This is a genomic window from Geodermatophilus ruber (assembly GCF_900114385.1).
Classification (GTDB): Bacteria; Actinomycetota; Actinomycetes; order Mycobacteriales; family Geodermatophilaceae; genus Geodermatophilus; species Geodermatophilus ruber.
In genome coordinates, this window is sequence record NZ_FOSW01000016.1 from 1 (window position 1) to 21,674 (window position 21,674).

The window sequence follows — 21,674 nt, forward strand, 5'->3', positions numbered from 1 at the left end:
CTGGTCTTCGAGGGCACGCAGCGCAACGGCACCGCGCGCTGAGCCCCGCCCCGAGCTGACCGACCGGAGAACCCGCCATGACCGCCGTCCTCCCCCTCCCCGCCCCGGGGGCAGCCCGCCCGCTGCCCCCGGCCGCGGCCCGGCCCCGCACCACCGGCACCCTGCGCCCGCTCGCGGCGTTCCTCACCCGCTGGTCGGTCCGCGCCCTGGTGGGGATCGCCGTCCTGGCCTTCGCCGGCCTGGCCATCGGCCCGCACGTCCTCGGCTACCGCACGATGACCATGCTCACCGGCTCCATGGCCCCCGCCATCGACCCCGGCGACCTGCTCATCACCACACCCCTGGACGTCGCCGACGTCACCGAGGGCATGATCATCACCTACCACATCCCCATCGACGACCGCCGCATCGTCACCCACCGCGTGATCTCCGTCGACCACGCCGCCGACGGCACCGTCACCGTGCACACCAAGGGCGACGCCAACGACCACGCCGACCCCTGGACCGCCATCCTCCTCGGCGACACCGCCTACCAGGTCCAGGCCGTCATCCCCGAGGCCGGCCACCTCATCGCCGCCCTGCGCACCCCCTGGCTCAGCCAGGCACTCGTCTACGGCGCCCCCACCCTGCTCGCCGGCTGGCTCCTGCTCACCATCTGGCGCCCCACCAAGGACCCGGAGGAACAGTGACCACCACCCGCCGCATCCTGGTGACCCTCGGCCTGACCCTCGCCGTCATCCTCACGGCCGGCCTGCCGGCGCAGGCCGCCTTCACCGCCAAGGCCACGCTCCCGCAGACCGCGGTCAGCACCCTCACGGTGGCGCCGGTCTCGAACCTGGCCGTGACCGCCTCCTGCACCCTGGTGACCAGGACCGACACCACGACCACCGTGACCGACGCGGCCGGCACCGTCCTGAGCCGGTCCACGACGTCGTCGTACAGCTACGCCCCGACCGACACCGTGGTCACCGAGGGCCCGCTGGACCGCGGAACCACCAGCTACCCCAACGCCGACGGCACGACAACGACGGTCACCAAGGCCGACCACCGGTACACCACCTTCTCGGTAGAGGCGTCCTGGACCGGCAGCCCGACCCGTGGAGTCATCGGCTACGAGATCGTCGCCATCCTGCGGGGTCAGCCGAATCTGTCCTTCGGACTGCAGGCGGGGACGAGCGCCTCTGTGTCCGACATCCCCAGCTCCTACCTCAGCGCCGAGCCGAGGGTGACGGTCCGCACGCACACGAGCTACGGCTGGACCGAGCAGGCCAAACCGCAGGGGCCGATCACCTGCTGACCATCCGACAGCGGGCCCGGCCCGAGCTCGGTCCGGGCCGGCTGTCGTGCGGAGAAGGGCTCAGGCGACGAGGCGGCGGCCCGCGCCCGTTCTCCCGGAAATCCTTGCGGATTTCCCGCGGAGGGCCTGCGGCCCGGGCGGCAGTGTGGTCCGCAGCACCCGGGACATCCGTCCCGGACCGATCGAGGCGAGGAGGCGCGCGATGACGATCCGCAAGCGGATCATGACGATCCTCGGGCTGGTCGTCGCCGCCCTGCTCGCCGGCACCGTGGCCGCCTCGGCCGCGTACAAGGACACCGCCGCGCTGCCCCAGACGTCGATCGCCACACACGTCATCGCGGCGCCCACCGGCGTCGAGGCGACGAGGGCCAACTGCTCCAACGCCCGGTGGATGGACGTGACGGTCACGTGGCAGCCCAGCACCTCGGCCCGGATCAGTGGGTACGAGATCAAGGCCTACCGCGACGACGGGCGCGTGTTCACCGTCGCGACCACCGGGACCGGCACCACTTCGGCGACCACGCGCACCGACAAGCACGAGGGCGCCCCGACCACGTACACCTTCACCGTCACCACGCTGACCAGCTCCGGCTGGACCAGCCCCGAGTCCCTCCCGTCGGGGAGCGTCACCTGCTGAGCCGCGTCCCGACCCGCGGAGGGGCCGTGCGCCATCAGGCGACGAGGCGGTAGCCGACCCCCCGCACGGTGCGGATCTCCGCGGCGGCCAGGCCGGCGGCCTGCAGCTTGCGGCGCAGGTTGGACATGTGCGCCTCGACGAGGCGGACGCTGCCCTCCCAGTCGGTCTGCCAGACCTCGCGCAGCAGGGTCTCCCGCTGCAGAACCCGGCCGGGCCGGGAGGCCAGCGCGGCCAGGAGGTCGAACTCGGTGCGGGTGAGGTCGACGACGGCGCCGTCCACCCGCACCTCGCGGCTGTCCTCGTCGATCTCCAGATCGGCGAGCCGGCGCACCGATTCCTCGGCCGGGGCCGGTCGTGGCGCCGGGACGCGGGGACGGCGGAGCATCGCCTGGACGCGCGCGACGAGCTCGCGCGGCGAGAAGGGCTTGGCCATGTAGCCGTCGGCACCGACCGCGAGGCCGATCAGCAGGTCGACCTCCTCGGCGCGGGCGGTGAGCATGAGGACGTAGCACTCACTCTCGGCCCGGATCTGGCGGCACACCTCGGTGCCGTCGGCGTCCGGGAGGCCGAGGTCGAGGACGACGACGTCGGGCACCTGCCGGCGGACCTCGGCCAACGCCTCCGTACCGGAAGCGACCGCGCGGACGTCCATGCCCGCCTTGCGCAGGACCGTGCAGACCAGTTCCCGGATCTCCTCGGTGTCCTCCACGACCAGCACGGACTGCTCGGGCACGACCTCTCCTCCCCACGGGTGGACGGCGGTGGCGGCACGTCCGTCACCTGACCGGGTGATCGGCCGCGCCGCGGCCGGCCTTGAGCTGCCGTGTGGCGCCTCCCCCCAAGGGAGGAGCGCCGACGCCGGCGCCGTGAGGTGAGTCACACCTGCTACGCGCTGACCGGGTGCGATGACCGGGAGTCGCTTCTCCGTCACCGGTTCGTGATGCGAGCCGAGGGAGGCCCTCCTAGCGTCGGGAACGATGGCTTCGGCAACCGGGACCGAGACACGGTCCGCGCACGCTCCCTCCGGACGGCGGATCGACCTCGACGTGGTCCGCGGCATCGCGATCGTGCTGGCCCTGGGCTGGCACTTCAGCCGCCATCCCAGCGGCAATCCCGTGCTCGACGCGCTCCAGTGGCCGGGGGGCACCTTCGGCTGGGCCGGCGTCGACCTCTTCTTCGTGCTCAGCGGCTTCCTCGTCGGGCAGCTGGTCCTGCGCGAGCACGCGCGCACTGGCCGCTTCGACGGCCGACGGTTCACCGTGCGGCGCGCGCTGAAGCTCTGGCCGGTGCTCTACGTCTTCCTCGCCGTGCAGGCGCTGGTGGGCACCGAGCCGTGGGACACCTACCTCTGGCAGAACGCGCTGCACCTGCAGAACTACGCCGGGACGTCCCTGGTGCATCTGTGGTCGCTCGCCGTCGAGGAGCACTTCTACCTCGCCCTGGTGCTGCTGTTCCCGCTGTTCGCCCGCCGCCGCGGCTCCACCCGCCTGCTCATCGGGGTCCTCGCCGGGGTGCTGGTGACCGCCCTGGCCCTGCGGGTGTGGGGCACCGCCGCGGACCTGTCCGACGTGACGCTGCAGTGGCGCACGCACTTCCGCGCCGACTCACTCGCCGCCGGCGTGCTCCTGGCGGTCGTCGCCGTCCACCGGCCGGAGCTCTTCGCCCGGCTGCTGCAGCGGCGCCGGCTGTGGGCCGGGCTCACGCTGGCCGGCATCGCGTTCCTCGCCACGGTGGGCAAGGACGGCGCCGTCGGGACGACGATCGGCTACACGGTCGCCTACCTGACCGCCGCCGCGTTCCTCCTGCTGCTCCACAAGGCCGAGTGGGTGCCGCGCGTCCGGTGGGTGACCGCGCCGATGGCGGCCCTGGGCCGCTACTCCTACGGCGTCTACATCTGGCACATCTTCGCCGCGCAGGTGCTGCTGGGCTGGCTGCCCGGTGTCGCCTACGAGTCGTGGACACCGGTGGAGCAGGTGCTCAAGTACGGCGCGGCCGTGGCGGTCGGTGTGGTCGCGACGGTTCTGGTGGAGAAGCCGGTGCTGCGTCTGCGCGACCGGCTCCTCCCGGCCTCGGCCGAGGTGACCACGCCCGCCGTGCCGGCGTCGGGGTGGGGGGCGGGCCCGCGGCCCGAGCCGAGTGCCTGGGCCCACCAGCCGGAACGGCAGCTCGTCGGCCTGCGGTGATTCGCTCCCGGGCCGCGGCACGGTTACGGCCCGGACGCCCGGGGAACACCGCGAAAGTCCGCCCAGGCCCGGCGGTTCACCACCGGCCCTTCCGGAGGCCGCCATGGCCGTGGTTTCCCCTGAACAACGCACCGAGTGGACCAGGCTCACCGACCGACTCACCGCCGAGTACCGGGGATACGACGTCACCGTCGAGGTGCTCGACCCCGAGATCGGGGACCAGCCGCTGGTCGACCGGCTGCCGTTCGACAACGTCACCTACGACTACAAGGACGACGTGGCGGTGGTGGCTGCCGCCGAGGACCCGGAGCACGAGGACGTCGCCCTGCGCCACATGGTCAACCACCCGCGGGAGTTCGTGGTGGATCTGATCCCCGAGGGCGCCGCGCTCAAGATCACCGATGACGGCGGGACGACGACTCTGGTCAGCCTGGTCCGCCATCAGGACGCCAGCAGCCAGGGCGCCTGAGCCCAGCGGCCCGTGGCTGCACGACCGCTGCCGGTCCCGGCCGGGTCAGCCGTGCAGCACCAGATCGGTCTCCGCGGACTCGACCAGCCGCTGCAGGTGCAGGCCGTGCTCGATGTCGAACTGGTGCGACCGCCCGTCGCTCACCGCCCGGGCGAACTCGGCCACCATCCGCCGGTGCGAGTCGGGCGTGACGGCGCCGATGGCCTCGACGTCCGCCGTCCCCTTCGGGCCGGTGACCTCGACGAAGGCGACGTCGGGGCCCCGGGTCCTCCCGGCGTAGAGCGTGGCCTGCGAGACGCGACCCACCCGGTGCTCGAGCGTCATGGCCGTCCAGCCGCGCGGGTCACCGCGGGCGTGCATGCCGGCGATGGGCCCCAGCGCCGCCTCCAGCAGGTCCAACAGGTCCGGCCCCTGGTCCCGCAGCACCCCGCGGGCCAGCCGCCAGGTGGGCGTCGCCGCCCCGCGGGCGTGCGTACCGGTGAGCAGCCGGCCGGTGCCCCCGACCGGCTCGACGTCGGGCACGTCATTCTCCAGGAAGCGGCGGACGTCGTCGGTGAAGCGCCAGGTCAGCGAGACCATCGTGGGGACCTTCTCGCGGACGGCGACGGAGGTGAGCTCCTCCGCCCCGGCGATGTCCCCGCCGATCGGCTTCTCCAGCAACAGGCCGCGGCCGTGCCGGGCCGCCCGCTCGGCGTACTCCGCCTGGACCGGCGGCGGCACCGCGAACACGACCGCCCGGCACCGCTCCACCAGGTCCTCGAAGCGTTCGCACGGCGCCGCCCCGTAGCGCTCGGCCAGCTGCCGGACCGGTTCCGGGGAGCGCCCCCACACCCCCACGAAGTCCACATCGGGACAGGCCGACAACGCCGGTGCGTACACCTCGCTGGCCCGGCGACCCGTACCGGCCAGGCCGACGGGAACTGCCACGGCCCGACCTTAGGTGCGCCCCCGGTCCGCCGCCGGGAGCCGCAGACCGGTCAAGGCCTGTCCTCACCCTCTGTATCCCCTTCCTCCACGTATCCCGAGGAGTGCCTGCCATGACCGCAACCACCCACCGCACCGTGACCCTGCCCAACGGGACCGTCGTCCCGGCGCTGGGCATGGGCACCTGGTACATGGGGGAGGATCCCGACGGGCACGACATCGAGCTGGGCGCCCTGCGCACCGGCATCGAGATCGGCCTGAACCTGATCGACACCGCCGAGATGTACGGCGACGGGGCCGCCGAGGTGCTCGTCGGGGAGGCCATCGCCGGCCGACGCGACGAGGTCTTCCTGGTCAGCAAGGTGCTGCCCCACCACGCCACGCTGCAGGGCACGATCGCGGCCTGCGAGGCCAGCCTGCGGCGGCTGCGCACCGACCACCTGGACATGTACCTGCTGCACTGGCGCGGGCCGGTGCCGCTGGCCGAGACGGTGGCGGGGTTCGAGGAGCTGGTCCAGGCCGGGCTGATCGGCTGCTGGGGGGTGAGCAACTTCGACGCGCCGGACATGGCGGAGCTCGTCACCGTGCCCGGCGGGGCGCGGGTGCAGACCGACCAGGTCCTCTACAACCTGGCCCGGCGCGGCCCGGAGTACGACCTGATCCCGTGGTGCCGCGAGCACGGCATGCCCCTCATGGCCTACTCCCCGGTCGACCACGGCCGGCTGCTGGAGCACCCCGCGGTCCGGGACATGGCCGCGGCCAAGGGAGTGACCCCGGCTCAGCTGGCGATCGCCTGGGTGTTGCGGCTGCCCGACGTGTTCGCCGTCGCCAAGGCCCGTAACCGGGCGCACGTGATCGAGAACCGTGCCGCCCTGGAGATCGGCTTCACCGAGGCGGAGCTGGCCCAGCTGGACATGATCTTCCCGCCGCCGTTCACCAAGGTCCCGCTCGAGGTGCTCTGACCGGTGATCGCGGTCCACCCCTACGGGTGGGCGACCACGGCCCGGCTCAAGGAGGGGGCGGCCCTCGCCGACGGGGATGGTGCCCGAACCGGATGCCCGTACAGCAGGAGGACCGCCATGATCGGCCTCACCCGCCGCAGCGGCGAGCGCTGCTCCCTCGACCCCGACACCATCGAGCGGGTCGAGGCGCGCCCCGAGACGGTCGTGTTCCTGACCGACGGGGCCAAGTACTGCGTGGTCGAGACCGTCGACCAGGTGATCCGGCGCGTCCTCGACGACCGCGCCGCGGTGATCGCCGCGTGCTACCTGCTCGACCGCGGCGAGGACCCGGACCCGCTGCAGCTCAGCCGCCGGGAGACCGCACCTCCGGCGCACGGACCGGTGCCGGTCCGCCCGGGCCGGTTGCCCCAGCCGTCCGTGTGACATGTGACAGTCACGCGCGGGCACGGCGGCACCAGGGAGCAACCCTGCCGGCTCCGTGATGATGTGGCTCCGTTTCGACGTGGAACCGAGTCGGCTCGAGTACCTCCCGGCCGTTGTCGCGGAAGGCGCGTTCACTCGTGCCGCCGCCCGGGTCTTCATGGTGCACTCTGCCCGCGTCCCCGCCGGCGATGGAGCACGAACTCGGCACAGAACTGGTCATCCGCCGGCCGCACCGGCCGAGCCACGATCCGTCACCGACCTGAACCACCTCGTCGGCCCATCCGTAGTCCTCTACACAGGCAGTCACGGAGGCACGATGGACACGGTTCCACCGAGACGATGGCCCATCTGGGTCCAGTGGTGAGACAGGACGAGCGCGCTGCATTTCACGCGGCGCTGCAGCGGGCCAGGGAAGCCGCCTATCCTCCCGGCGAGTACGTCGGGCAGGAGAGTTTCATGCGCGCCGACGAGATTCGGCAACTGGCTCGCCGCTCCCGCATCGGCCGCGGCGTCTCGGTTCTCGACCTGTGCTGCGGAGTGGCTGGTCCCGGCCGGTTGATCACGGCGGAGTCGGGCTGCCGATACCTGGGCCTGGACTACTCCGCCAGCACTGTGGAGATCGCCCGGGCCCTGGCCGGTGACCTGCCGTGCCGCTTCGAGCAGGCCCACGTCCCGCCGTTGCCCGACGGTCGCTTCGAGGTCGTGCTCCTCCTGGAGGCGATGCTGGCCTTTCCCGACAAACGGGTCCTCGTCAGGAACGTGGCTCGCGCGCTGGAGCCGGGGGGCCGCTTCGCCTTCACCCTCGAAGAGGGCCGCCCGCTCACGCCGAGGGAGCGGGCCCGGATGCCCGACGCCGATACCGTCTGGCTCATCGAGTCGGCGGAGTTGACGGCAGTGCTGCGTGAGGTCGGGTTGACCGTGACCTGGCAGGAGGAGTGCAGCGCGTCCCATCACGCGACGGCGGTGGCAATGCTGCAGTCGTTGCGCGCCGACTCGGCCGAGATCGCCCGCCAGATCGGGGCGCGGGCCCTGGCCGAGTTGATCACCGCTCATCAGCTGTGGAGTGAGTGGCTCGGCGGTGGACGGGTGCGCAAGTTCGCACTGGTGGCGGAGAAGCGATGAGCTACCCCTACACCCGCTACCTGGCCGCGAAGAAGAGCGTGGATGACCGGGCCCTCAATGGCCGGGTGCTGGCCGACATGCGCCGCCTGATGCCGGCGGGCGCGGCGCAGGTTCTGGAGATCGGCGCCGGTCTGGGGACGATGGTGGCCCGCCTGCTGGAATGGCGGGTCATCAGCGCCGGCGAGTACACGCTGCTGGACGTCGATCGCCAGCTGCTGCGGGATTCCCGCGCGTGGCTCGGCGAGTGGGCGACCACCCGGGGGCTGCGCGCCGAACCGCTGCCGGATGGGTTGCGGTTGGGCGATCTGCGGGTGCGCATGGTAGCTGCCGAGCTCGGCAGCTACCTGGAGGCCGGGCACGGAGAACCGGCCGAGGTGTTGATCGCCAGCGCGTTCCTGGATCTCGTGGACGTGCCGGCCGTCCTGCCCGGACTCCTGCGGTTGCTGGTCCCGGGTGGCGTGTACTGGTTCACGATCAACTTCGACGGCGAGAGCATCTTCCAGCCCGATCACCCCTGCGACGACGACATCATGCGGGCCTATCACCGCAGCATGAACGAGCGCGTTCGCTTCGGCCGGCCCGCCGGGGAGAGCCGGACGGGGCGCTACCTCTTTCGCCACCTGCGCTCCGCCGGAGCGCCGGCGCTGTCGTCGGGTTCGTCCGACTGGGTCGTGCACGCCGGACCGGACGGGAGCTACCCGGATGATGAGGCCTACTTTCTGGACAGCATCCTGCAGACGATCCAGGACGCCCTGAAGGACCGGGTGGAGCCCGCCGACCTTGCCGACTGGATAGCGGTACGCCGCCGACAGCTGGCCAGCGGTGAGCTGCTCTACATCGCACATCAATTCGATTTCGCGGGCAGGGCGCCCGGATAGCGAACCGCCCATCGGGGTCGCGCTCGGGTGCCCTCCCCCCGCGCACGGGCAGTGGCCACTCACCACCCGCCGCAGCGGCACCTACCCGACGGCCGCCGGTGGACCTCCCGTCGGACACCGCCGATCGAGGTCGGCCTCGTCGGGCGGCGGGAGTCGCCCAGCTCCACTCCCCGATCGCGCCGCACCAGCACGGCGGCCGCGGCTGGCAGCGTCGGCGAGAAGCATGCCGGCGCCGGGGACGACGGCGGCCAGGGAGAGCACGCCGTAGACGATCGCGACGGTCACTCCGGTGGCGGCGCCGAGCCCGGCTGCTGCGAAGGCCCAGGCGGCGGCGCCTTCGCGGAGCCCCCACCCGCCGATGCCCAGGGGGAGCACCATCGCGGTCTGGACCAGCATCGCCAGCGCGACCAGTTCGGCCATCGGTGCGGTGCAGCCGGCGGTGCGCGCGGCGATGACGAACGTGGTGGTGTGTCCGGCGATGACCAGCACCGAAGCCACCATCAACTGCGGCCACACGTCTCCGGCGAGCAGGCCGTGGCGCACATCGCCGGCCACGGTTCGCGCGGCGGCCGTCAGCCTCGATCGGCCGCGGCGAGCGGCACGGCGCACCGCCAGGGCAGCACACGCGGTCGCACCCGCGACACTGGCCAGGACGACCGGCAGCACCGGGCGGACCGGCGACGGCAGGGCAAGCAGCACGATGCCGGTCAGCGCGGCCTGGACCAGCTGCCCGCTGAACCGTTCCCAGCCCACCGCGCGCAGGGCACGGCCCACGTGACCGGCTCGCCGGCCGTGCACGACCCCGCGGTGCAGGTCACCGACCACCCCGCCGGGCAGCACGGAATTGAGGAACTGGGAGCGGTAGTAGGCGCCGACCGCGGGTGCCAGGGGCATCCCGACGCCCAGAGCGCGCGCGACGACGCGCCACCGCCAGGCCGAGCACACCGTGGTCATGACAGTGATCGCGACGGCACTGCCGACCGCGGGAAGGGTGACCGCGCGCAGCCCCTCCTGGAAAGGCGCAGCGCCGAGGTGCTGTCCGAGCACCAGCAACACGGCCAGGCCACAGGTCAGCCGTAGCAGGGGCGGCCCGGCGCGGTGCACGACCGGGCCCATCCCGATAGGCACGACGCGCAGAGGCACCACGAAGAGTGGCACGCGGCGGCCGGCCACGCGGTTCACCCGCATGGTTCCATGCAAGCCTGTCCGGGGCGCGTGGTGAACCGTCGCGACCGCGGATCCGTAAATCCCGTCAGAGGTGACGAGGGATCATTACGGAGGCGCCGTGCGCACGATCCGGCTCGAGATGATCCTGGGCGCGCTGACCACGCCCGCCCTGCTCGGCATCCTTTCCGTGACGGTCGGTCTCGACGTCGCCGGCTGGCTGATCGGACTGGCTGCCGGCTGGGCGGTGACCGCGCTGCTGGCCGTCGGCCGGGTCCGCAGCGAACAGCCGGCGATCCTTCCGCCGGACTGGGTCACCCTGACCCGGGCTCTGCTGACCGCCGCCGTCGCTGGGCTGGTCGCCGGCTCTGTCGACCGGCCGGCGCGGGTGACCATGCTGGTCGCCCTCGCCTCCGTCGCGCTCGCCCTCGACGCCCTGGACGGACGTCTGGCCCGGCGCACGGGAACCGCCACGCCGTTCGGCGCCCGCTTCGACGGCGAGGTCGACGCCTTCCTCATCCTGGTGCTGAGCGTCGCGGTGTCCCGGGACTACGGCGGCTGGGTGCTGGCCATCGGCGCCGCCCGCTACGCGCTGCTGGTCGCGGGGTGGGCGGTCCCGTGGCTGGCCGCACCGCTGCCACCCCGGTACTGGGGCAAGGTCGTCGCCGCCGTGCAGGGCATCGTCCTCACCGCCGCGGTGTCCGGGGTACTGCCCCGCCCGGTCGGCATGATCGCAGTCGGCGCCGCGCTGCTGCTGCTGGCCGAATCGTTCGGCCGCAGCGTCATCTGGCTGTACCGCAGCGGCGCCGGCCCGCGCACCCGCCGGGCGCTGCGGGGTGCCACCGCGCTGGTCGCTGCCGCGGTCGTCTGGGCCGTTCTCGTCGCTCCGGACCGCCTCGACCGGCTCACTCCCGCCGCCTTTGCGCGCATCCCCGTCGAAGGGCTCGCCCTGGTGGCGATCGGGCTGCTGCTGCCGCCCCGGCCGCGACGTGTCGTAGCGGCGACGGCCGGAGTCGCGTTCGGCCTGCTCACCATCCTCAAGATCCTCGACGCGGGCTTCCACGAGCAACTCGGCCGGCCGTTCGACCTGGTGCTCGACTGGGGCAATCTCGCTCCGGCGATCGGTGTGGTGCGCGATTCGATCGGGGCCGCGGCCACCGACGTCCTTCTCGTCCTGGTCGGGCTCGCCCTCGCGGTGCTGGTCGCCGTCGTGACCGCGTCGGCGGTCCGGGTCAGCACCGTGACGGCCCGGCACCGGAGGGGCTCGGCTCGCGGGATCGCCACCCTGGGCGTGGTGTGGGCGGTGTGCGCCGCACTGTCGCTGCAGCTCGCGCCGGGAGCCCCGATCGCCTCGACCAGCACTGCCGATCTGGCCGTCGCGCACGGGCGTGCCGTCGAGGGGGCCGTGCGCGACCAGCAACGCTTCGCAGCGGCCAGCCACTCCGCCGACCCGTATGCCGACCTTCCCGCCTCGGACCTGCTCACCGGCCTGCGCGGCAAGGACGTCATCGTCGCCTTCGTCGAGAGCTACGGCCAGGTCGCCCTGCGGGGCGCCAGCTTCTCTCCCGGCGTCACCGCCGTCCTGCGCAGCGGCACCCACCAGCTGGCGGAGGCCGGCTACTCGGCCCGCAGCGCCTACCTCGACTCGCCCACCTTCGGCGGTGCCAGCTGGCTCGCCCACGCGACCCTGCAGTCCGGACTGTGGATCGACAGTCAACAGCGCTACGACCAGCTGATGGCCAGCGACCGGTTCACCCTCAGCGTCGCCTTCGGCCAGGCGGGCTGGCGCACCGTCGGCGTCAACCCCGCCAACGACGGAGGGTGGCCGCACGGCACGTCCTTCTACCACTTCGACCAGCTCTACGACCGGCACGGCCTCGGCTACCAGGGCCCGGCCTTCAGCTGGGCCACGATGCCCGACCAGTACACCCTGGCCGCGTTCCAGCGGCTCGAACTCGCCCCCGGGCACCGCCCCGTGATGGCCGAGATCGATCTCGTCTCCTCGCACACCCCGTGGACCCCGCTGCCGACCATGGTGCCCTGGGACCAGGTCGGCGACGGCTCGATCTTCGATCCCATGCCCGCCCAGGGGCCTTCGCCCGACGTGGCCTGGCGAGACCCGGAGACCGTCCGCCGGCTCTACGGGGAGTCCATCCAGTACTCCCTGCGGGCCCTCATCTCCTGGGTCACCACGCTGAACGACGACGACCTCGTCCTCGTCCTGCTCGGCGACCACCAACCCGCCACGACGGTCAGCGGCCCCGAGGCCAACCACCAGGTGCCCATCTCCGTCGTGGCCCACGACCCCGCCGTGCTCTCCCGCATCGCCTCCTGGCACTGGCAGGACGGGCTGCTCCCGAGCCCGACGGCGCCGGTGTGGCCCATGGACGCCTTCCGCAACCGGTTCCTGGAGGCCTTCAGCACGGCCTCCCTCGCGCTGCCGATCCGGCCGCCACGGTGAACCACGATCGCCTGGGCCGGTTGCGGGCGCCCGCTGTGAGCACGGTCCATGTCGTCGTCCCCGAGGGGATCGACGACCCGACGCGCCCCAGCGGCGGGAACCGCTACGACCGCCGGATCTGCGACGGGCTGGCCGCGCGGGGCTGGGACGTGCGGGAGCTGCCGGTGTCCGGCTCCTGGCCGGCGCCGGACACCGCTGCCCTGTCCGCACTCGCCCGGGCGCTCTCGGGCCTACCCGACGACGGCCTGGTGGTGGTCGACGGGCTGATCGCCTCCTGCGCACCGACGGTCCTCGTGCCGCAGGCCTCTCGCCTGCGGCTCGTCGTCCTCGTCCACATGCCGCTCGGCGACCGGGACGGCGCCGCGGTCGCGGAGCGGGCCGTCCTCACCCGGGCGCGTGCCGTGCTGGCCACCAGCCGGTGGACCCGCCGGTGGCTGCTCGACCGCTACTGCCTGCCGCCGGGCGCGGTGCACGTGGCGCAGCCGGGAGTCGACCTGCTCGACCCTTCGCCGGCGAGCCCGGGGGGCGGCAGGCTGCTCTGCGTGGCCGCGCTGGTCCCGCAGAAGGGCCAGCACCTGCTCCTGGAGGCACTGGCCGGCATCACCGGGCCGGCGTGGTGCTGCACCCTGGTCGGCTCGCCACACAGCGATCCGCCGTTCGCCGCCCGGCTGCGGCAGCTCGCCGGCACGCTGGGCATCGCCGATCGCGTCCGGTTCGCCGGATCGTGCCCGCCTGACCAGGTCGGTCGCGCGTACCAGTCGGCGGACCTGCTCGTTCTGCCCTCCTGCGCGGAGACCTACGGCATGGCGGTCACCGAGGCACTGGCGGCCGGAGTTCCGGTCCTCGCCACCGCCGTCGGCGGCGTGCCGGAGGCGCTCGGTGAAACCGACGTGGGTCTGCCCGGGCTGCTGGTGGCCCCCGGTGACCGACCCGCCCTCACCGCGGCACTGAGCGCCTGGCTGACGACGCCCGACCTGCGGCATCGGCTCACGGGCGCGGCTCTCCGACGGCGCAGCACGCTGAGGGGCTGGGGCGCCGCCAGCGAACGCGTCGCGGCGGTGCTCAGCGCCGTACGGGAGGAACCGTCCGGCCCCGGGCTCTGTGCGTCCCTGTGACCGAGGGTCCGTGCCAGGGCCAGGAGGTGGGCTGCGCCGTGGCCAGCGGGGCGTGGGGGCGATGCGGTCGGTGGGCGGTGGTGCCCAGGTGCTGCCGACGGCCGCGGCCCGAGCGGAGGCCGGGTGTTCAGAAATCGCACAGCCCGGCGCGTTGTGACCCACCGCATACTCGGCCGGAGGAACCCGATCCCACCGAGGAGGGACCATGTCCACGGTCGACGCCTGGGAGACCTTCCAGCGCGGCGAGGTGCCCGTCGGGGTCCGCGACGAGGTGCTCACCTCCTGGCGCCGGTCCCGCTGGAGCGGCGTCGACCCCCGGCTCGACGTTCCGCCGGTCGGCGAGGCCGACGACGACTCGCCCTTCGTCCGCGTGGCCGCACCGGTCCTTCTCCGTATGGCCGACCTGCTCGCCGACAGCCGCACCTGCCTGTCCCTCACTGATCGGAACGGCCACGTGGCGTGGCGCTGGGTCTCCGACCGCACGCTGAGTGCCGAGTGCGATCGGTCCGGGATGCAGTTCGGCTCCGTCTTCGACGAGCAGCAGGTCGGCACCTGCGGCATCGGTGCGGCGCTGGAGACCGGCCGGCTGGCCACGGTTCTCGGCGCCGAGCACTTCGTCGAGTCCTTCCAACGGTGGGCCTGCGTGGCCGCGCCCGTGGTCCACCCGATCACCGGGCACACGGTCGGCGTGGTCAACGTGACCTGCCGGGCCGCCGAGGCCAACCACTTCATGCAGGTCGCCGCACGCTCGCTGGCCGACGAGGTCCGGTCGGCGCTGTCCGCGAGCGCGACGGATGTCGAGCACCGTCTCCTCCGGGCTTTCCTCCACGCGCGGCAGCGAACCACTGCACCGGTCCTGGCCCTCACCGAGGACCTGCTGCTCACCGATCCCGCCGCCTCCGAGCTCGGCCTCGACCACGCCGAGACGTGGGCCCGGGTCACCGAGGCCGGCCCCGGCGCCACGGTGATCCCCTTGGGCGACGACGTGGTCGCAGAGGTCATCCGCACCGGCGCGGACCACCGCCGGGACGGCGCCGTGCTGGCGCTGCGCAGCGCCTCAGCGGAGACCCCCGCGGGGCGGGTGGGGCCACCGGAGCGACTCATCGGACGCCGGCTGACTCCGCTCGAGCAGGCCGAGTCCGACGTCATCGCCAGCACCTTGGCCGAGTGCGGTGGCAACAAGTCCGCGGCCGCAGCCCGACTCGGCATCTCCCGCGGCACCCTCTACCAGAGGCTGCGGCGCTACCGCCCGCTCACCGCGTAGGTCCCGATCCCGCAGCAATCCCGCTGCGTGCCCTCGTCCCCCGACGTACCCGAGGAGTGCTCGCGTGTCGAAGATGCGTTTCGGCCTGTTCATGCCGCCGTTCAACAGCCCGCCCACCCAGAACCCGACGACCTCGCTGCAGCGCAACATCGAGACCATCCAGCTGCTGGACCGCCTCGGATACGACGAGGTCTGGGTCGGTGAGCACCACTCCGCCGCCACGGAGATCATCGCCGACCCGCTGACCTTCCTCGCCCACGTGGGCCCGCAGACCCGCCACATCAAGCTCGGCACGGGGGTCGTGTCCATCCCGTACCACAACCCACTCTGGATCGCCGACCGCGCGATCCTCGTGGACCACCTCACGCGCGGCCGCCTCATGCTGGGCGTCGGCCCGGGATCGCTGCCCACGGACGCCGCGATGATCGGTCTCGAGCCTGAGCAGCTGCGCCCGGCCCTGGCCGAGGACCTCGACGTCCTGGTCCGGTTGCTGACCACCGAAGAGCCGGTATCGGTGAAGACCGACCGGTACGAGCTGGTCGAGGCCCGCTGCCAGCTGGCCCCGTACCAGGACCCGTGCTTCGAGATGGCGGTGGCCGCCACGGCCTCCCCCACCGGCCCGCGGCTGGCCGGGAAGTACGGGATGGGAATGCTGTCGGTGGGCGCCACCACCGAGATGGGTTTCGACGCCCTGGCGCTGCACTGGGATGTGCTGGAGGCCGAGGCCGCCGCCGCGGGGCAGACCACCGACCGGTCCCGGTGGCGGCTGATGGGCCCCATGCACATCGCGGAGACGCGGGAGCAGGCCGTCGAGGACATCCGCTACGGCTTCGACGCCTTCGTCGACTACACGCAGAAGACGCTGGCCCTGCCGCCGGTCCGCATCCCCGGGGACACCTTCGAGGAGAGGCTGGCGTGGATCGACGAGAGCGGCTGGGGGGTGGTGGGCACACCCGACGACGCGATCGCGCAGATCCAGCGGCTGGTCGACCAGTCCGCCGGCGGGTTCGGCTGCTACATCCTGCTCCAGCACGACTGGGCGAACTGGCAGGCGACCCAGCGGAGCTTCGAGCTCTTCGCCCGCCACGTCATGCCGGTGTTCCAGCCCTCCCAGAAGCGACTGCTGGCCGCCGAGGCATGGGCCCGCAGCAAGCACAGCGAGCTCGACGCCAAGAACGGCGCGGCCATCCAGGCCGCGACCGACCGGTACGCCCAGGAGAAGGCCGCGCAGCAGCCGGCCGGCGCCGGCCAGGCCTGACCCGGCGGGAGGCCGCCGGAACTCCCGGCGGCCTCCCGCCCCCCCGCGAGCGGCGCGTCGACCGGTCCGCAGACCGGGATACGAGGAGCCCACAGTGACCATCGACGACGCGCGCCCCCAGGCGGGTCAGGGTCACGAACTGGCAACCGGTGTGGTCTGCGCCGAGGCGATCAGCCATGCCGAGTTCTCGCGCACGACCACGCAGGTGAGGTGCCCGACGCCGGGAAGGGCGGCGAGGCCCGGGAGGACGGCGCCTCCGCGGTAGATGACGGCGAGCTTGTCGGAGCGGGTGGCCACGCCGCGCCAGTTCTTCAGGGCGTTGAATTGAGCGCTCGACGACGTCGCGGGGCTTGCGCCTCCGGTCGTAGCTGACCGTCTGGCTGCCACCGCAACCCCACTGGGAGCATCTGGGTCAGCAGGAAGGCGCGACGCTCCCCTGCCAGTTCGTGCTGGTCACCGGACGGTTGCACTCCATGCGAGCACCCTCAGAAAGAAGAACAGGCGGCCCACGCGGGACCGCCTGTTCCATCTGGTGTCACTCGGACTGCGAGTTCTCCAGCTCCTGAATGCTCTTGTCCACCTCGTTGACGAAGGACCCGAAAGCGACGAAGGACACGATGATCGCCAGCAGGCAGATCGCCGAGCCGATAATCGACATGACCCGCTTCGACTTCCAAATCCCGATGACGCCGAGCACGAGGCCGACGACGCCGAGGATCACAGCGATGTAGTTGACGAACGGGATCCAGCTCAGGAACAGCGCGACAATGCCGAGCACCAGGCTGGTGATCGCCAGACCGGCGCCCTTCTGCTGCTGCACCGGCTGCTGCGGATACCCGTACTGCGGGGCCTGCTGCTGCTCATTGTAGGGCGTGCTCATCTTTGGGTTCTCCCGTTTGTGGTTGGCCGGCAGGTACTACCGAACCGTGCGGCGCAGACCGTACTCGACGGCGGCCGCAAATGCCTGGAAGGGAGTGATGCGTGCAACGGCTCGGTGCGCAGTCGGTATCGCCCTCCACTCCTGTCCCGCACACACCGCGACTCGCGTTCGGAACACTGACAACACCAGTCCCAACCGGCCTCGAGGATCGAGAGAATGCGCTCCTTAAACTTGGCGGCCTTCTCGGTGAAAGTGAAGGCGATAACGTTGGACTGGCCGATCTTGTCGCCGGCAAGCTGTCTCTGCAGACCAAGAAGGGCAACGCGCGAAGTGAAGGTGTCGGCGCTGCTGGCCGGGCGCATCGCACACGCGGACTCGATCGATGCCGGCCCTGGCTCGGGAGGCGGCGGACCGGATGGGCGCCCTGCTGCTGCCAGGTAAGGGTGGGCAAACTGCAACCACAACTGCGACCAGAGACGACTCAGGCCTCCCTCCCGGAGGAGAACGGCCTGGTCATCGGGGTGGAGCTGAGGGGACTCGAACCCCCGACCCCCACACTGCCAGGCCGTCATGATCGCGTTCGCGGACATCCGCAGAAGTCCGAAGCAGCGCTCTGAGCAGCAGATTCACGCTGTTCCGAGACAAGAGCGGACGCAGGCGGACGGCCACGAATTCACCGCAACTGCAACCAGAACTGCCACCACCGGGAGCCGCCTCCACATGGTTGCGCCCGATCCTGACGGCGCGCCTACCGCCTTGGGTCAGAGCCTCCCGCGTGTCCCTGAAGGCGGCCTTAGAGACACCACTGGCGTCGGTAGCGTGCTCGCCTGTGGTCAGGTTCTGGCAGGTGGACTTCTATCCGATGGAAGCGCACACAGCCGTCATCGAGGCACATCCCCGCTGGGTCCTGACCCCGGTCAAGAGGTTGGCCAAGTGCGGCACAGCTGTGACGCGGGCGTACAGCCAGGCGTTGCGAACAGGGCCTCCCGTGGAGGCAAAGACCTCCTGGGGACGCTTCGTCTTCACCCCGGACGCGCCGCCGTTCGCGCCGAGCCGCGTTCCAGCCCTCGGGTCGCTTGGCATGGGCGAGATCCACGAGGTCCAGCCGCCACCGCTTTCACTGCTGGACGCGCCTGACTACGACCGCCGTCTCGGCCTCCTGACGTTCCTCCATGAGCACCTGCTCCGTCTGGCTGCTGCGCTCGACTGGTACACGCAGCCCTTCGAACAGGCCCGGCTCGCGGTCCTCGCTAGCGACCTCCGCTACGTGCTCCGGTCACCCATGAAGGCCAGCCCGGACCGGCGACATCGCGCGGGGGTGACGATGGAAGTCGACGGCAACGGCGACGCCTGGCTGGAGTTAGCGGTGCTGACCCAGGCGGGCGACGTCGTACACACCAGCCCGCCCCTGATGACGCATGAGAGCGAGCGCGGATTCAACGCTGTTCGTCGGACCATCCATTGGTCGAGCCGGACAACGGTCACCGTCGACGCCTGGCCGCTTGACGACCCGTTCGGCCCAGAGGGAGGCGGCAAGTACATGGCCGAAGTCAGGGGTGATGTCTCTTAGTGGGCCGCTTGAGGACACCGCGCGGCGTGCTCCTGCCAGCACGAATGACGTTGCTGCGAAACTCGCTCGGTGCCCCTCATCATCGCCGTGCTCATCGCGGTTCTCCCTGCGGCCGTGATGCTCGGCGGCCGCAGGTGGTCTGTTGGAGGTGTCGCTCTGTGGGTACTCAGCGTCGGCCTTCTGGTCCTGTGGGTCGTGGCCTTGGACCGGGACATGACTCAGGCTGACGAGATGGGCGGCCCCGGCAGCATCCTGGCCGGAGTCGGGTGGTTGATCGGGGGCGTGGCGACCGCCCTGGCTTCCGTCTTGGTGACGAGCCGAAGACGCGGCTCGGGCGTCCGCCCCTGAACCGAGGTCAGGGGGGGCGCTAACCCAGGGCGTCCCTAAGTGGGCCGCTTAGGGCGAGTTTCGCGGGCTCCCCGGGCCAGACGTCCTGGCTGCATCTCGGGCGCTCGCATCCGCGGCGTTAGCCCGATCTGTCACCCCTCATTTGCCGTACTCAGCTCGCGTGAGTTCGGCAGCAAGGGGTGAAACGGGTGGACAAGTCCGTCTGCCGGCGAGTGTCCTCTCTGCACGCGTGGCGAGGCAAACGCAATCTGCGTGAGTACCCCGTGCGGTCGCGAGGGCGGGACTGCCGTCATCGGGGGCGCACCGACAGCGACCTCTCCGTCGTCACGGGAGCCGGCACCGCCGGTCTCATCGCCCTCGCTCTGGGCCGGCTTTCCCATCTCGTCGTGAGCGGACCCGGCAAGATCACCGGGCCGAGCGGCGCGGCTGCCGCCGAGGCCGCTGACAGCGACGAACACGGCACACTCCCTGCGTGCATGAACTTCGGAGCGCCCTGGTCCGGTTGACGGTCGGGCAGCAGCCGACCGAGGAGCTTCCCGACCTGGCGGCACGCGCCCTCGCCGAGGGCATCGACGCGCCAGCCTTGCGCGAGTTGACCGGCCTGAGTCGGGCGGACGTTCGGGAGGCCCGAGACCTGTTCCTGCTCGCGATGGAGCAACTGGGTGCCGACGTCCCCGTGTCCCGTTGGGATGCCGTCCGGTTCTGGGCCGCGGAAATCGTCAATGGCGCGCTCACGCCCTACGAGGGCGCTCGCCTCATCTGGTTCCACGGCTACTTGGAACTCGACTGCCCTGATGAGTTGACCCCGTTCGTCGGCCTCGCCAGCGAATGGGAAGACGATCCCGCCCACCGCGCCCTCTATGAGCAAGACATCCTGAACGAGGCGCGCCAACTCATCGGTCAATCCGCATAGAAGGCGGCCCGAATAGGGACATACCCGGCTAGGAGGGTCCCAGCCAGTTCCGAATAAGAGGTGCGGCGCGGTGCAGTGAAGCCGCGACCTCATGTGCACGGACTAATACCGCTGCCTCATGAGTCGTCGCGAGTGCGAGCACTCGCATTCCGGCTGCCAGCCCTGCCTCTACCCCCGCAGGCGCATCCTCCACGACCAGGCAAGACGCTGGGTCTACCCCGAGCAGTCGGGCGGCAAGCAGGTAGCCCTCCGGATCAGGCTTACCCCTGGTAACCGCCTCGGTATCCACCAGAACCATTGGGCTCGGGGCTCCGCCTGCCGTGAGGCGACTGCACACCGTGGCAGACCGCCCAGAAGTGACGATGGCCCATTCAGCTAATGGGAGCTCCGCAAGCAGCGCGGCGGCCCCGGGGTACAGCGGAAAGGCATTGCCCTCTCCAGCGACGTACTTCCGCAACAGCGTGTACTCAGCTGCTGGATCGAGCAGCGGCGCGACTTCGGCGACGGTCTCAAGCGGACGGCGGGCGTGTGTGGCAGCCCAGACCACGTCGGGCTCCAGCCCCCGCAAGCTGGCCCAGCGATCCCAGACCCGCCGATAGGCCGTGTAGGAGTCCACTAGCACGCCGTCGACATCGAAGAGGACAGCACGCCGGCCGGTGCGTTGGGTCACCTCGATCACCGGTACACCCTGTCAGGCGCTCCGGGCCTGGCTCCTGCGCAAAAGGAAAGACGTGCTCACAAAGGGCTGCCCTCGCCACTCCGCCACCATCCCTGGGACGGCCCGCCGTGTTCATGTGTCCCTTGAGGCCGCCGGGTCGCCCCGCGGTGCGGCTCGCACCGGACGCACGGATGTGCGGTCTCAGCTGCCGACGGCCAGACGGAGTTGGTCGTCGGCACGCCACCAGCCATAGCCCTGGGAGACGGCGCACCCGTCGAGTGCGACGACCGTCTCCTGGCTCCCTCCCATGTTGAGCACGGCGAAGCTGGTCTGTTCGTGACGGCTGCAGCTCGGGTCATGACGCACGTGCCCTAGCGCCGTGTTCAGCGCCCGGAGCCGGTCCCCCGACAGAATGCGGTGTCCGTCGAGGTGGCCGATGCGGTTGCCGTCCGCATCGGTGGTGATGCGGTACTCACAGACCGACACCGGGTCGGACAACGGCTCGGGTGCAAGGCCGTCGTCGGCTCCGCTCAGCCGGTCTCGCTCATCCAGCGACAGGATGTCCTTGAACGCGTCCGGGCACTGCGTGTCCACCGACAGCTGGCTCTGGATTCGGGCGTCCGACCGCTCCCGGACCACCGTCGTGACCAGTGAGTCGTAGGCGGACCGTGCCTGCGCGGTCGGGGCGCCACAGGTATCCACGGGCGCTCGCACGGCTCGCGTCCCACCATCGCCGTGCAGGTACACGACGAGCGGGTCGTACCCGATGGCAGCACAGGCGATGCCCGACACCGGGGAGTCGTCGGGCGCGGCGTAGGCCTGGAGGAGTGGATCCAGCCCGCCGCTGACGCGCCGCACGACCTGGAACATCCACATGCCGTCGTCCGGGACGGCGCGGCTCTCCCGCGTGCAGATGTAGACCTCCGTGGCATCCGCGCCGCCTCCCGACAGGTGCTCGGGGGTCTGCACGGGGCAGGCGGCCTCCGGTTCCACCGCGGGTCCAGACGAGCTCGGCGCCGGAGTGGCGGGCGAGCCACCGCCGGGTGTGTGCTGCCCGGTGACGGCGGTGCCGCAGCCCGCGACCACGACGGCCAGCAGCGATCCCGCAATGCACCTGCTCAGGACCCGCATGCTGGCAGGATGCACCC

The 21,674-nt window shown here is 71.6% G+C and carries 22 protein-coding genes; 15 read left to right on the top strand and 7 right to left on the bottom strand.

The genetic code is table 11. The features are described 5' to 3' along the window. Nucleotides 1-77 precede the first annotated feature (77 nt). The 3 genes from BMZ50_RS20295 to BMZ50_RS20305 all read left to right on the top strand — a co-directional run bounded on the left by BMZ50_RS20295 (nt 78) and on the right by BMZ50_RS20305 (nt 1,934). Nucleotides 78-689, top strand: coding sequence for a signal peptidase I (locus tag BMZ50_RS20295; protein ID WP_091328881.1), 612 nt, complete (start codon nt 78-80; stop codon nt 687-689). Continuing rightward, nucleotides 686-1,297, top strand: coding sequence for a hypothetical protein (locus tag BMZ50_RS20300; RefSeq protein ID WP_091328883.1), 612 nt, complete (start codon nt 686-688; stop codon nt 1,295-1,297). The genes BMZ50_RS20295 and BMZ50_RS20300 overlap by 4 nt, the downstream gene beginning before the upstream one ends. Before the next feature lie 202 nt (nt 1,298-1,499). After that, on the top strand, nt 1,500-1,934 hold the full coding sequence (locus BMZ50_RS20305; RefSeq protein ID WP_091328885.1) for a fibronectin type III domain-containing protein: 435 nt from the start codon (nt 1,500-1,502) through the stop codon (nt 1,932-1,934). A 34-nt stretch (nt 1,935-1,968) separates the two neighbouring features. Here the strand turns inward: BMZ50_RS20305 and BMZ50_RS20310 are convergent, their stop codons facing one another. Continuing rightward, a complete protein-coding gene (locus BMZ50_RS20310; RefSeq protein ID WP_091328888.1) occupies nt 1,969-2,667 on the bottom strand; it encodes a response regulator transcription factor in 699 nt (232 codons plus the stop codon). 244 nt (nt 2,668-2,911) lie between these two features. Here BMZ50_RS20310 and BMZ50_RS20315 point away from each other — a divergent pair, with 244 nt between their 5' ends. Next, the gene (locus tag BMZ50_RS20315) at nt 2,912-4,117 is read left to right on the top strand and encodes an acyltransferase family protein (RefSeq protein ID WP_091328890.1); all 1,206 of its coding nucleotides are present in this window, start codon (nt 2,912-2,914) and stop codon (nt 4,115-4,117) included. 103 nt (nt 4,118-4,220) lie between these two features. Continuing rightward, on the top strand, nt 4,221-4,586 hold the full coding sequence (locus BMZ50_RS20320) for a DUF5335 family protein (protein WP_091328892.1): 366 nt from the start codon (nt 4,221-4,223) through the stop codon (nt 4,584-4,586). A gap of 45 nt (nt 4,587-4,631) precedes the next feature. Here the strand turns inward: BMZ50_RS20320 and BMZ50_RS20325 are convergent, their stop codons facing one another. Further along, entirely contained in the window at nt 4,632-5,513 is an 882-nt protein-coding gene (locus BMZ50_RS20325) for a Gfo/Idh/MocA family protein (RefSeq protein ID WP_091328894.1), read from the bottom strand. A gap of 110 nt (nt 5,514-5,623) precedes the next feature. Between BMZ50_RS20325 and BMZ50_RS20330 the strand changes: the two genes are divergently transcribed. The 4 genes from BMZ50_RS20330 to BMZ50_RS20345 all read left to right on the top strand — a co-directional run bounded on the left by BMZ50_RS20330 (nt 5,624) and on the right by BMZ50_RS20345 (nt 8,895). Further along, entirely contained in the window at nt 5,624-6,472 is an 849-nt protein-coding gene (locus BMZ50_RS20330) for an aldo/keto reductase (protein ID WP_091328895.1), read from the top strand. A gap of 117 nt (nt 6,473-6,589) precedes the next feature. Further along, nucleotides 6,590-6,895, top strand: coding sequence for a flagellar FlbD family protein (locus BMZ50_RS20335; protein WP_091328897.1), 306 nt, complete (start codon nt 6,590-6,592; stop codon nt 6,893-6,895). Nucleotides 6,896-7,351: 456 nt separating this feature from the next. Next, a complete protein-coding gene (locus tag BMZ50_RS20340; RefSeq protein ID WP_091329076.1) occupies nt 7,352-8,017 on the top strand; it encodes a class I SAM-dependent methyltransferase in 666 nt (221 codons plus the stop codon). Beyond that, nucleotides 8,014-8,895: a class I SAM-dependent methyltransferase gene (locus tag BMZ50_RS20345; RefSeq protein ID WP_091328899.1), complete on the top strand. Its 882-nt coding sequence runs from the start codon at nt 8,014-8,016 to the stop codon at nt 8,893-8,895. Before BMZ50_RS20340 ends, BMZ50_RS20345 begins: the two co-directional genes overlap by 4 nt. 81 nt (nt 8,896-8,976) lie before the next feature. Here the strand turns inward: BMZ50_RS20345 and BMZ50_RS20350 are convergent, their stop codons facing one another. Further along, complete coding sequence (locus tag BMZ50_RS20350; RefSeq protein WP_218146361.1) at nt 8,977-10,083, bottom strand: lysylphosphatidylglycerol synthase transmembrane domain-containing protein; 1,107 nt, start codon at nt 10,081-10,083, stop codon at nt 8,977-8,979. 97 nt (nt 10,084-10,180) lie between these two features. On the opposite strand from BMZ50_RS20350, the gene BMZ50_RS20355 reads away from it, so the two are divergent. From BMZ50_RS20355 to BMZ50_RS20370, 4 genes are all read left to right on the top strand, one after another. Continuing rightward, the gene (locus BMZ50_RS20355; RefSeq protein WP_218146362.1) at nt 10,181-12,520 is read left to right on the top strand and encodes a CDP-alcohol phosphatidyltransferase family protein; all 2,340 of its coding nucleotides are present in this window, start codon (nt 10,181-10,183) and stop codon (nt 12,518-12,520) included. Nucleotides 12,521-12,555: 35 nt separating this feature from the next. Continuing rightward, a complete protein-coding gene (locus tag BMZ50_RS20360) occupies nt 12,556-13,635 on the top strand; it encodes a glycosyltransferase family 4 protein (protein WP_091328901.1) in 1,080 nt (359 codons plus the stop codon). 205 nt (nt 13,636-13,840) lie between these two features. Continuing rightward, the gene (locus BMZ50_RS20365) at nt 13,841-14,899 is read left to right on the top strand and encodes a helix-turn-helix domain-containing protein (protein WP_091328902.1); all 1,059 of its coding nucleotides are present in this window, start codon (nt 13,841-13,843) and stop codon (nt 14,897-14,899) included. A 73-nt stretch (nt 14,900-14,972) separates the two neighbouring features. Beyond that, nucleotides 14,973-16,157, top strand: a complete 1,185-nt coding sequence (locus tag BMZ50_RS20370; protein ID WP_245753776.1) for an LLM class flavin-dependent oxidoreductase — start codon at nt 14,973-14,975, stop codon at nt 16,155-16,157. Nucleotides 16,158-16,289: 132 nt separating this feature from the next. Here the strand turns inward: BMZ50_RS20370 and BMZ50_RS24400 are convergent, their stop codons facing one another. Together BMZ50_RS24400 and BMZ50_RS20375 are read right to left on the bottom strand one after the other, a co-directional pair. Beyond that, complete coding sequence (locus tag BMZ50_RS24400; protein WP_177212909.1) at nt 16,290-16,454, bottom strand: hypothetical protein; 165 nt, start codon at nt 16,452-16,454, stop codon at nt 16,290-16,292. 238 nt (nt 16,455-16,692) lie between these two features. Then, entirely contained in the window at nt 16,693-17,037 is a 345-nt protein-coding gene (locus tag BMZ50_RS20375) for a hypothetical protein (protein ID WP_091328906.1), read from the bottom strand. 775 nt (nt 17,038-17,812) lie between these two features. Here BMZ50_RS20375 and BMZ50_RS20380 point away from each other — a divergent pair. Both BMZ50_RS20380 and BMZ50_RS20390 read left to right on the top strand, forming a co-directional pair. After that, nucleotides 17,813-18,607 (top strand): hypothetical protein, encoded by a 795-nt coding sequence (locus tag BMZ50_RS20380; RefSeq protein ID WP_143087237.1) that lies wholly within the window; start codon nt 17,813-17,815, stop codon nt 18,605-18,607. Nucleotides 18,608-19,427: 820 nt separating this feature from the next. Next, nucleotides 19,428-19,868, top strand: coding sequence for a hypothetical protein (locus BMZ50_RS20390; RefSeq protein ID WP_091328912.1), 441 nt, complete (start codon nt 19,428-19,430; stop codon nt 19,866-19,868). A gap of 28 nt (nt 19,869-19,896) precedes the next feature. On the opposite strand, the gene BMZ50_RS20395 is transcribed toward BMZ50_RS20390, so the two are convergent. Beyond that, nucleotides 19,897-20,547: an HAD-IA family hydrolase gene (locus BMZ50_RS20395; protein WP_143087238.1), complete on the bottom strand. Its 651-nt coding sequence runs from the start codon at nt 20,545-20,547 to the stop codon at nt 19,897-19,899. Between the two features lie 180 nt (nt 20,548-20,727). Then, entirely contained in the window at nt 20,728-21,657 is a 930-nt protein-coding gene (locus tag BMZ50_RS20400) for a hypothetical protein (RefSeq protein WP_143087239.1), read from the bottom strand. Nucleotides 21,658-21,674 lie beyond the last annotated feature (17 nt).

Coding starts and splice junctions, on each gene's coding strand:
- BMZ50_RS20295 (WP_091328881.1), top strand. CDS start 78: ATGACCGCCGTCCTCCCCCTCCCCGCCCCGGGGGCAGCCCGCCCGCTG.
- BMZ50_RS20305 (WP_091328885.1), top strand. CDS start 1,500: ATGACGATCCGCAAGCGGATCATGACGATCCTCGGGCTGGTCGTCGCC.
- BMZ50_RS20315 (WP_091328890.1), top strand. CDS start 2,912: ATGGCTTCGGCAACCGGGACCGAGACACGGTCCGCGCACGCTCCCTCC.
- BMZ50_RS20320 (WP_091328892.1), top strand. CDS start 4,221: ATGGCCGTGGTTTCCCCTGAACAACGCACCGAGTGGACCAGGCTCACC.
- BMZ50_RS20330 (WP_091328895.1), top strand. CDS start 5,624: ATGACCGCAACCACCCACCGCACCGTGACCCTGCCCAACGGGACCGTC.
- BMZ50_RS20335 (WP_091328897.1), top strand. CDS start 6,590: ATGATCGGCCTCACCCGCCGCAGCGGCGAGCGCTGCTCCCTCGACCCC.
- BMZ50_RS20340 (WP_091329076.1), top strand. CDS start 7,352: ATGCGCGCCGACGAGATTCGGCAACTGGCTCGCCGCTCCCGCATCGGC.
- BMZ50_RS20345 (WP_091328899.1), top strand. CDS start 8,014: ATGAGCTACCCCTACACCCGCTACCTGGCCGCGAAGAAGAGCGTGGAT.
- BMZ50_RS20350 (WP_218146361.1), bottom strand. CDS start 10,083: ATGCGGGTGAACCGCGTGGCCGGCCGCCGCGTGCCACTCTTCGTGGTG.
- BMZ50_RS20365 (WP_091328902.1), top strand. CDS start 13,841: ATGTCCACGGTCGACGCCTGGGAGACCTTCCAGCGCGGCGAGGTGCCC.
- BMZ50_RS20370 (WP_245753776.1), top strand. CDS start 14,973: ATGCGTTTCGGCCTGTTCATGCCGCCGTTCAACAGCCCGCCCACCCAG.
- BMZ50_RS20375 (WP_091328906.1), bottom strand. CDS start 17,037: ATGAGCACGCCCTACAATGAGCAGCAGCAGGCCCCGCAGTACGGGTAT.
- BMZ50_RS20400 (WP_143087239.1), bottom strand. CDS start 21,657: ATGCGGGTCCTGAGCAGGTGCATTGCGGGATCGCTGCTGGCCGTCGTG.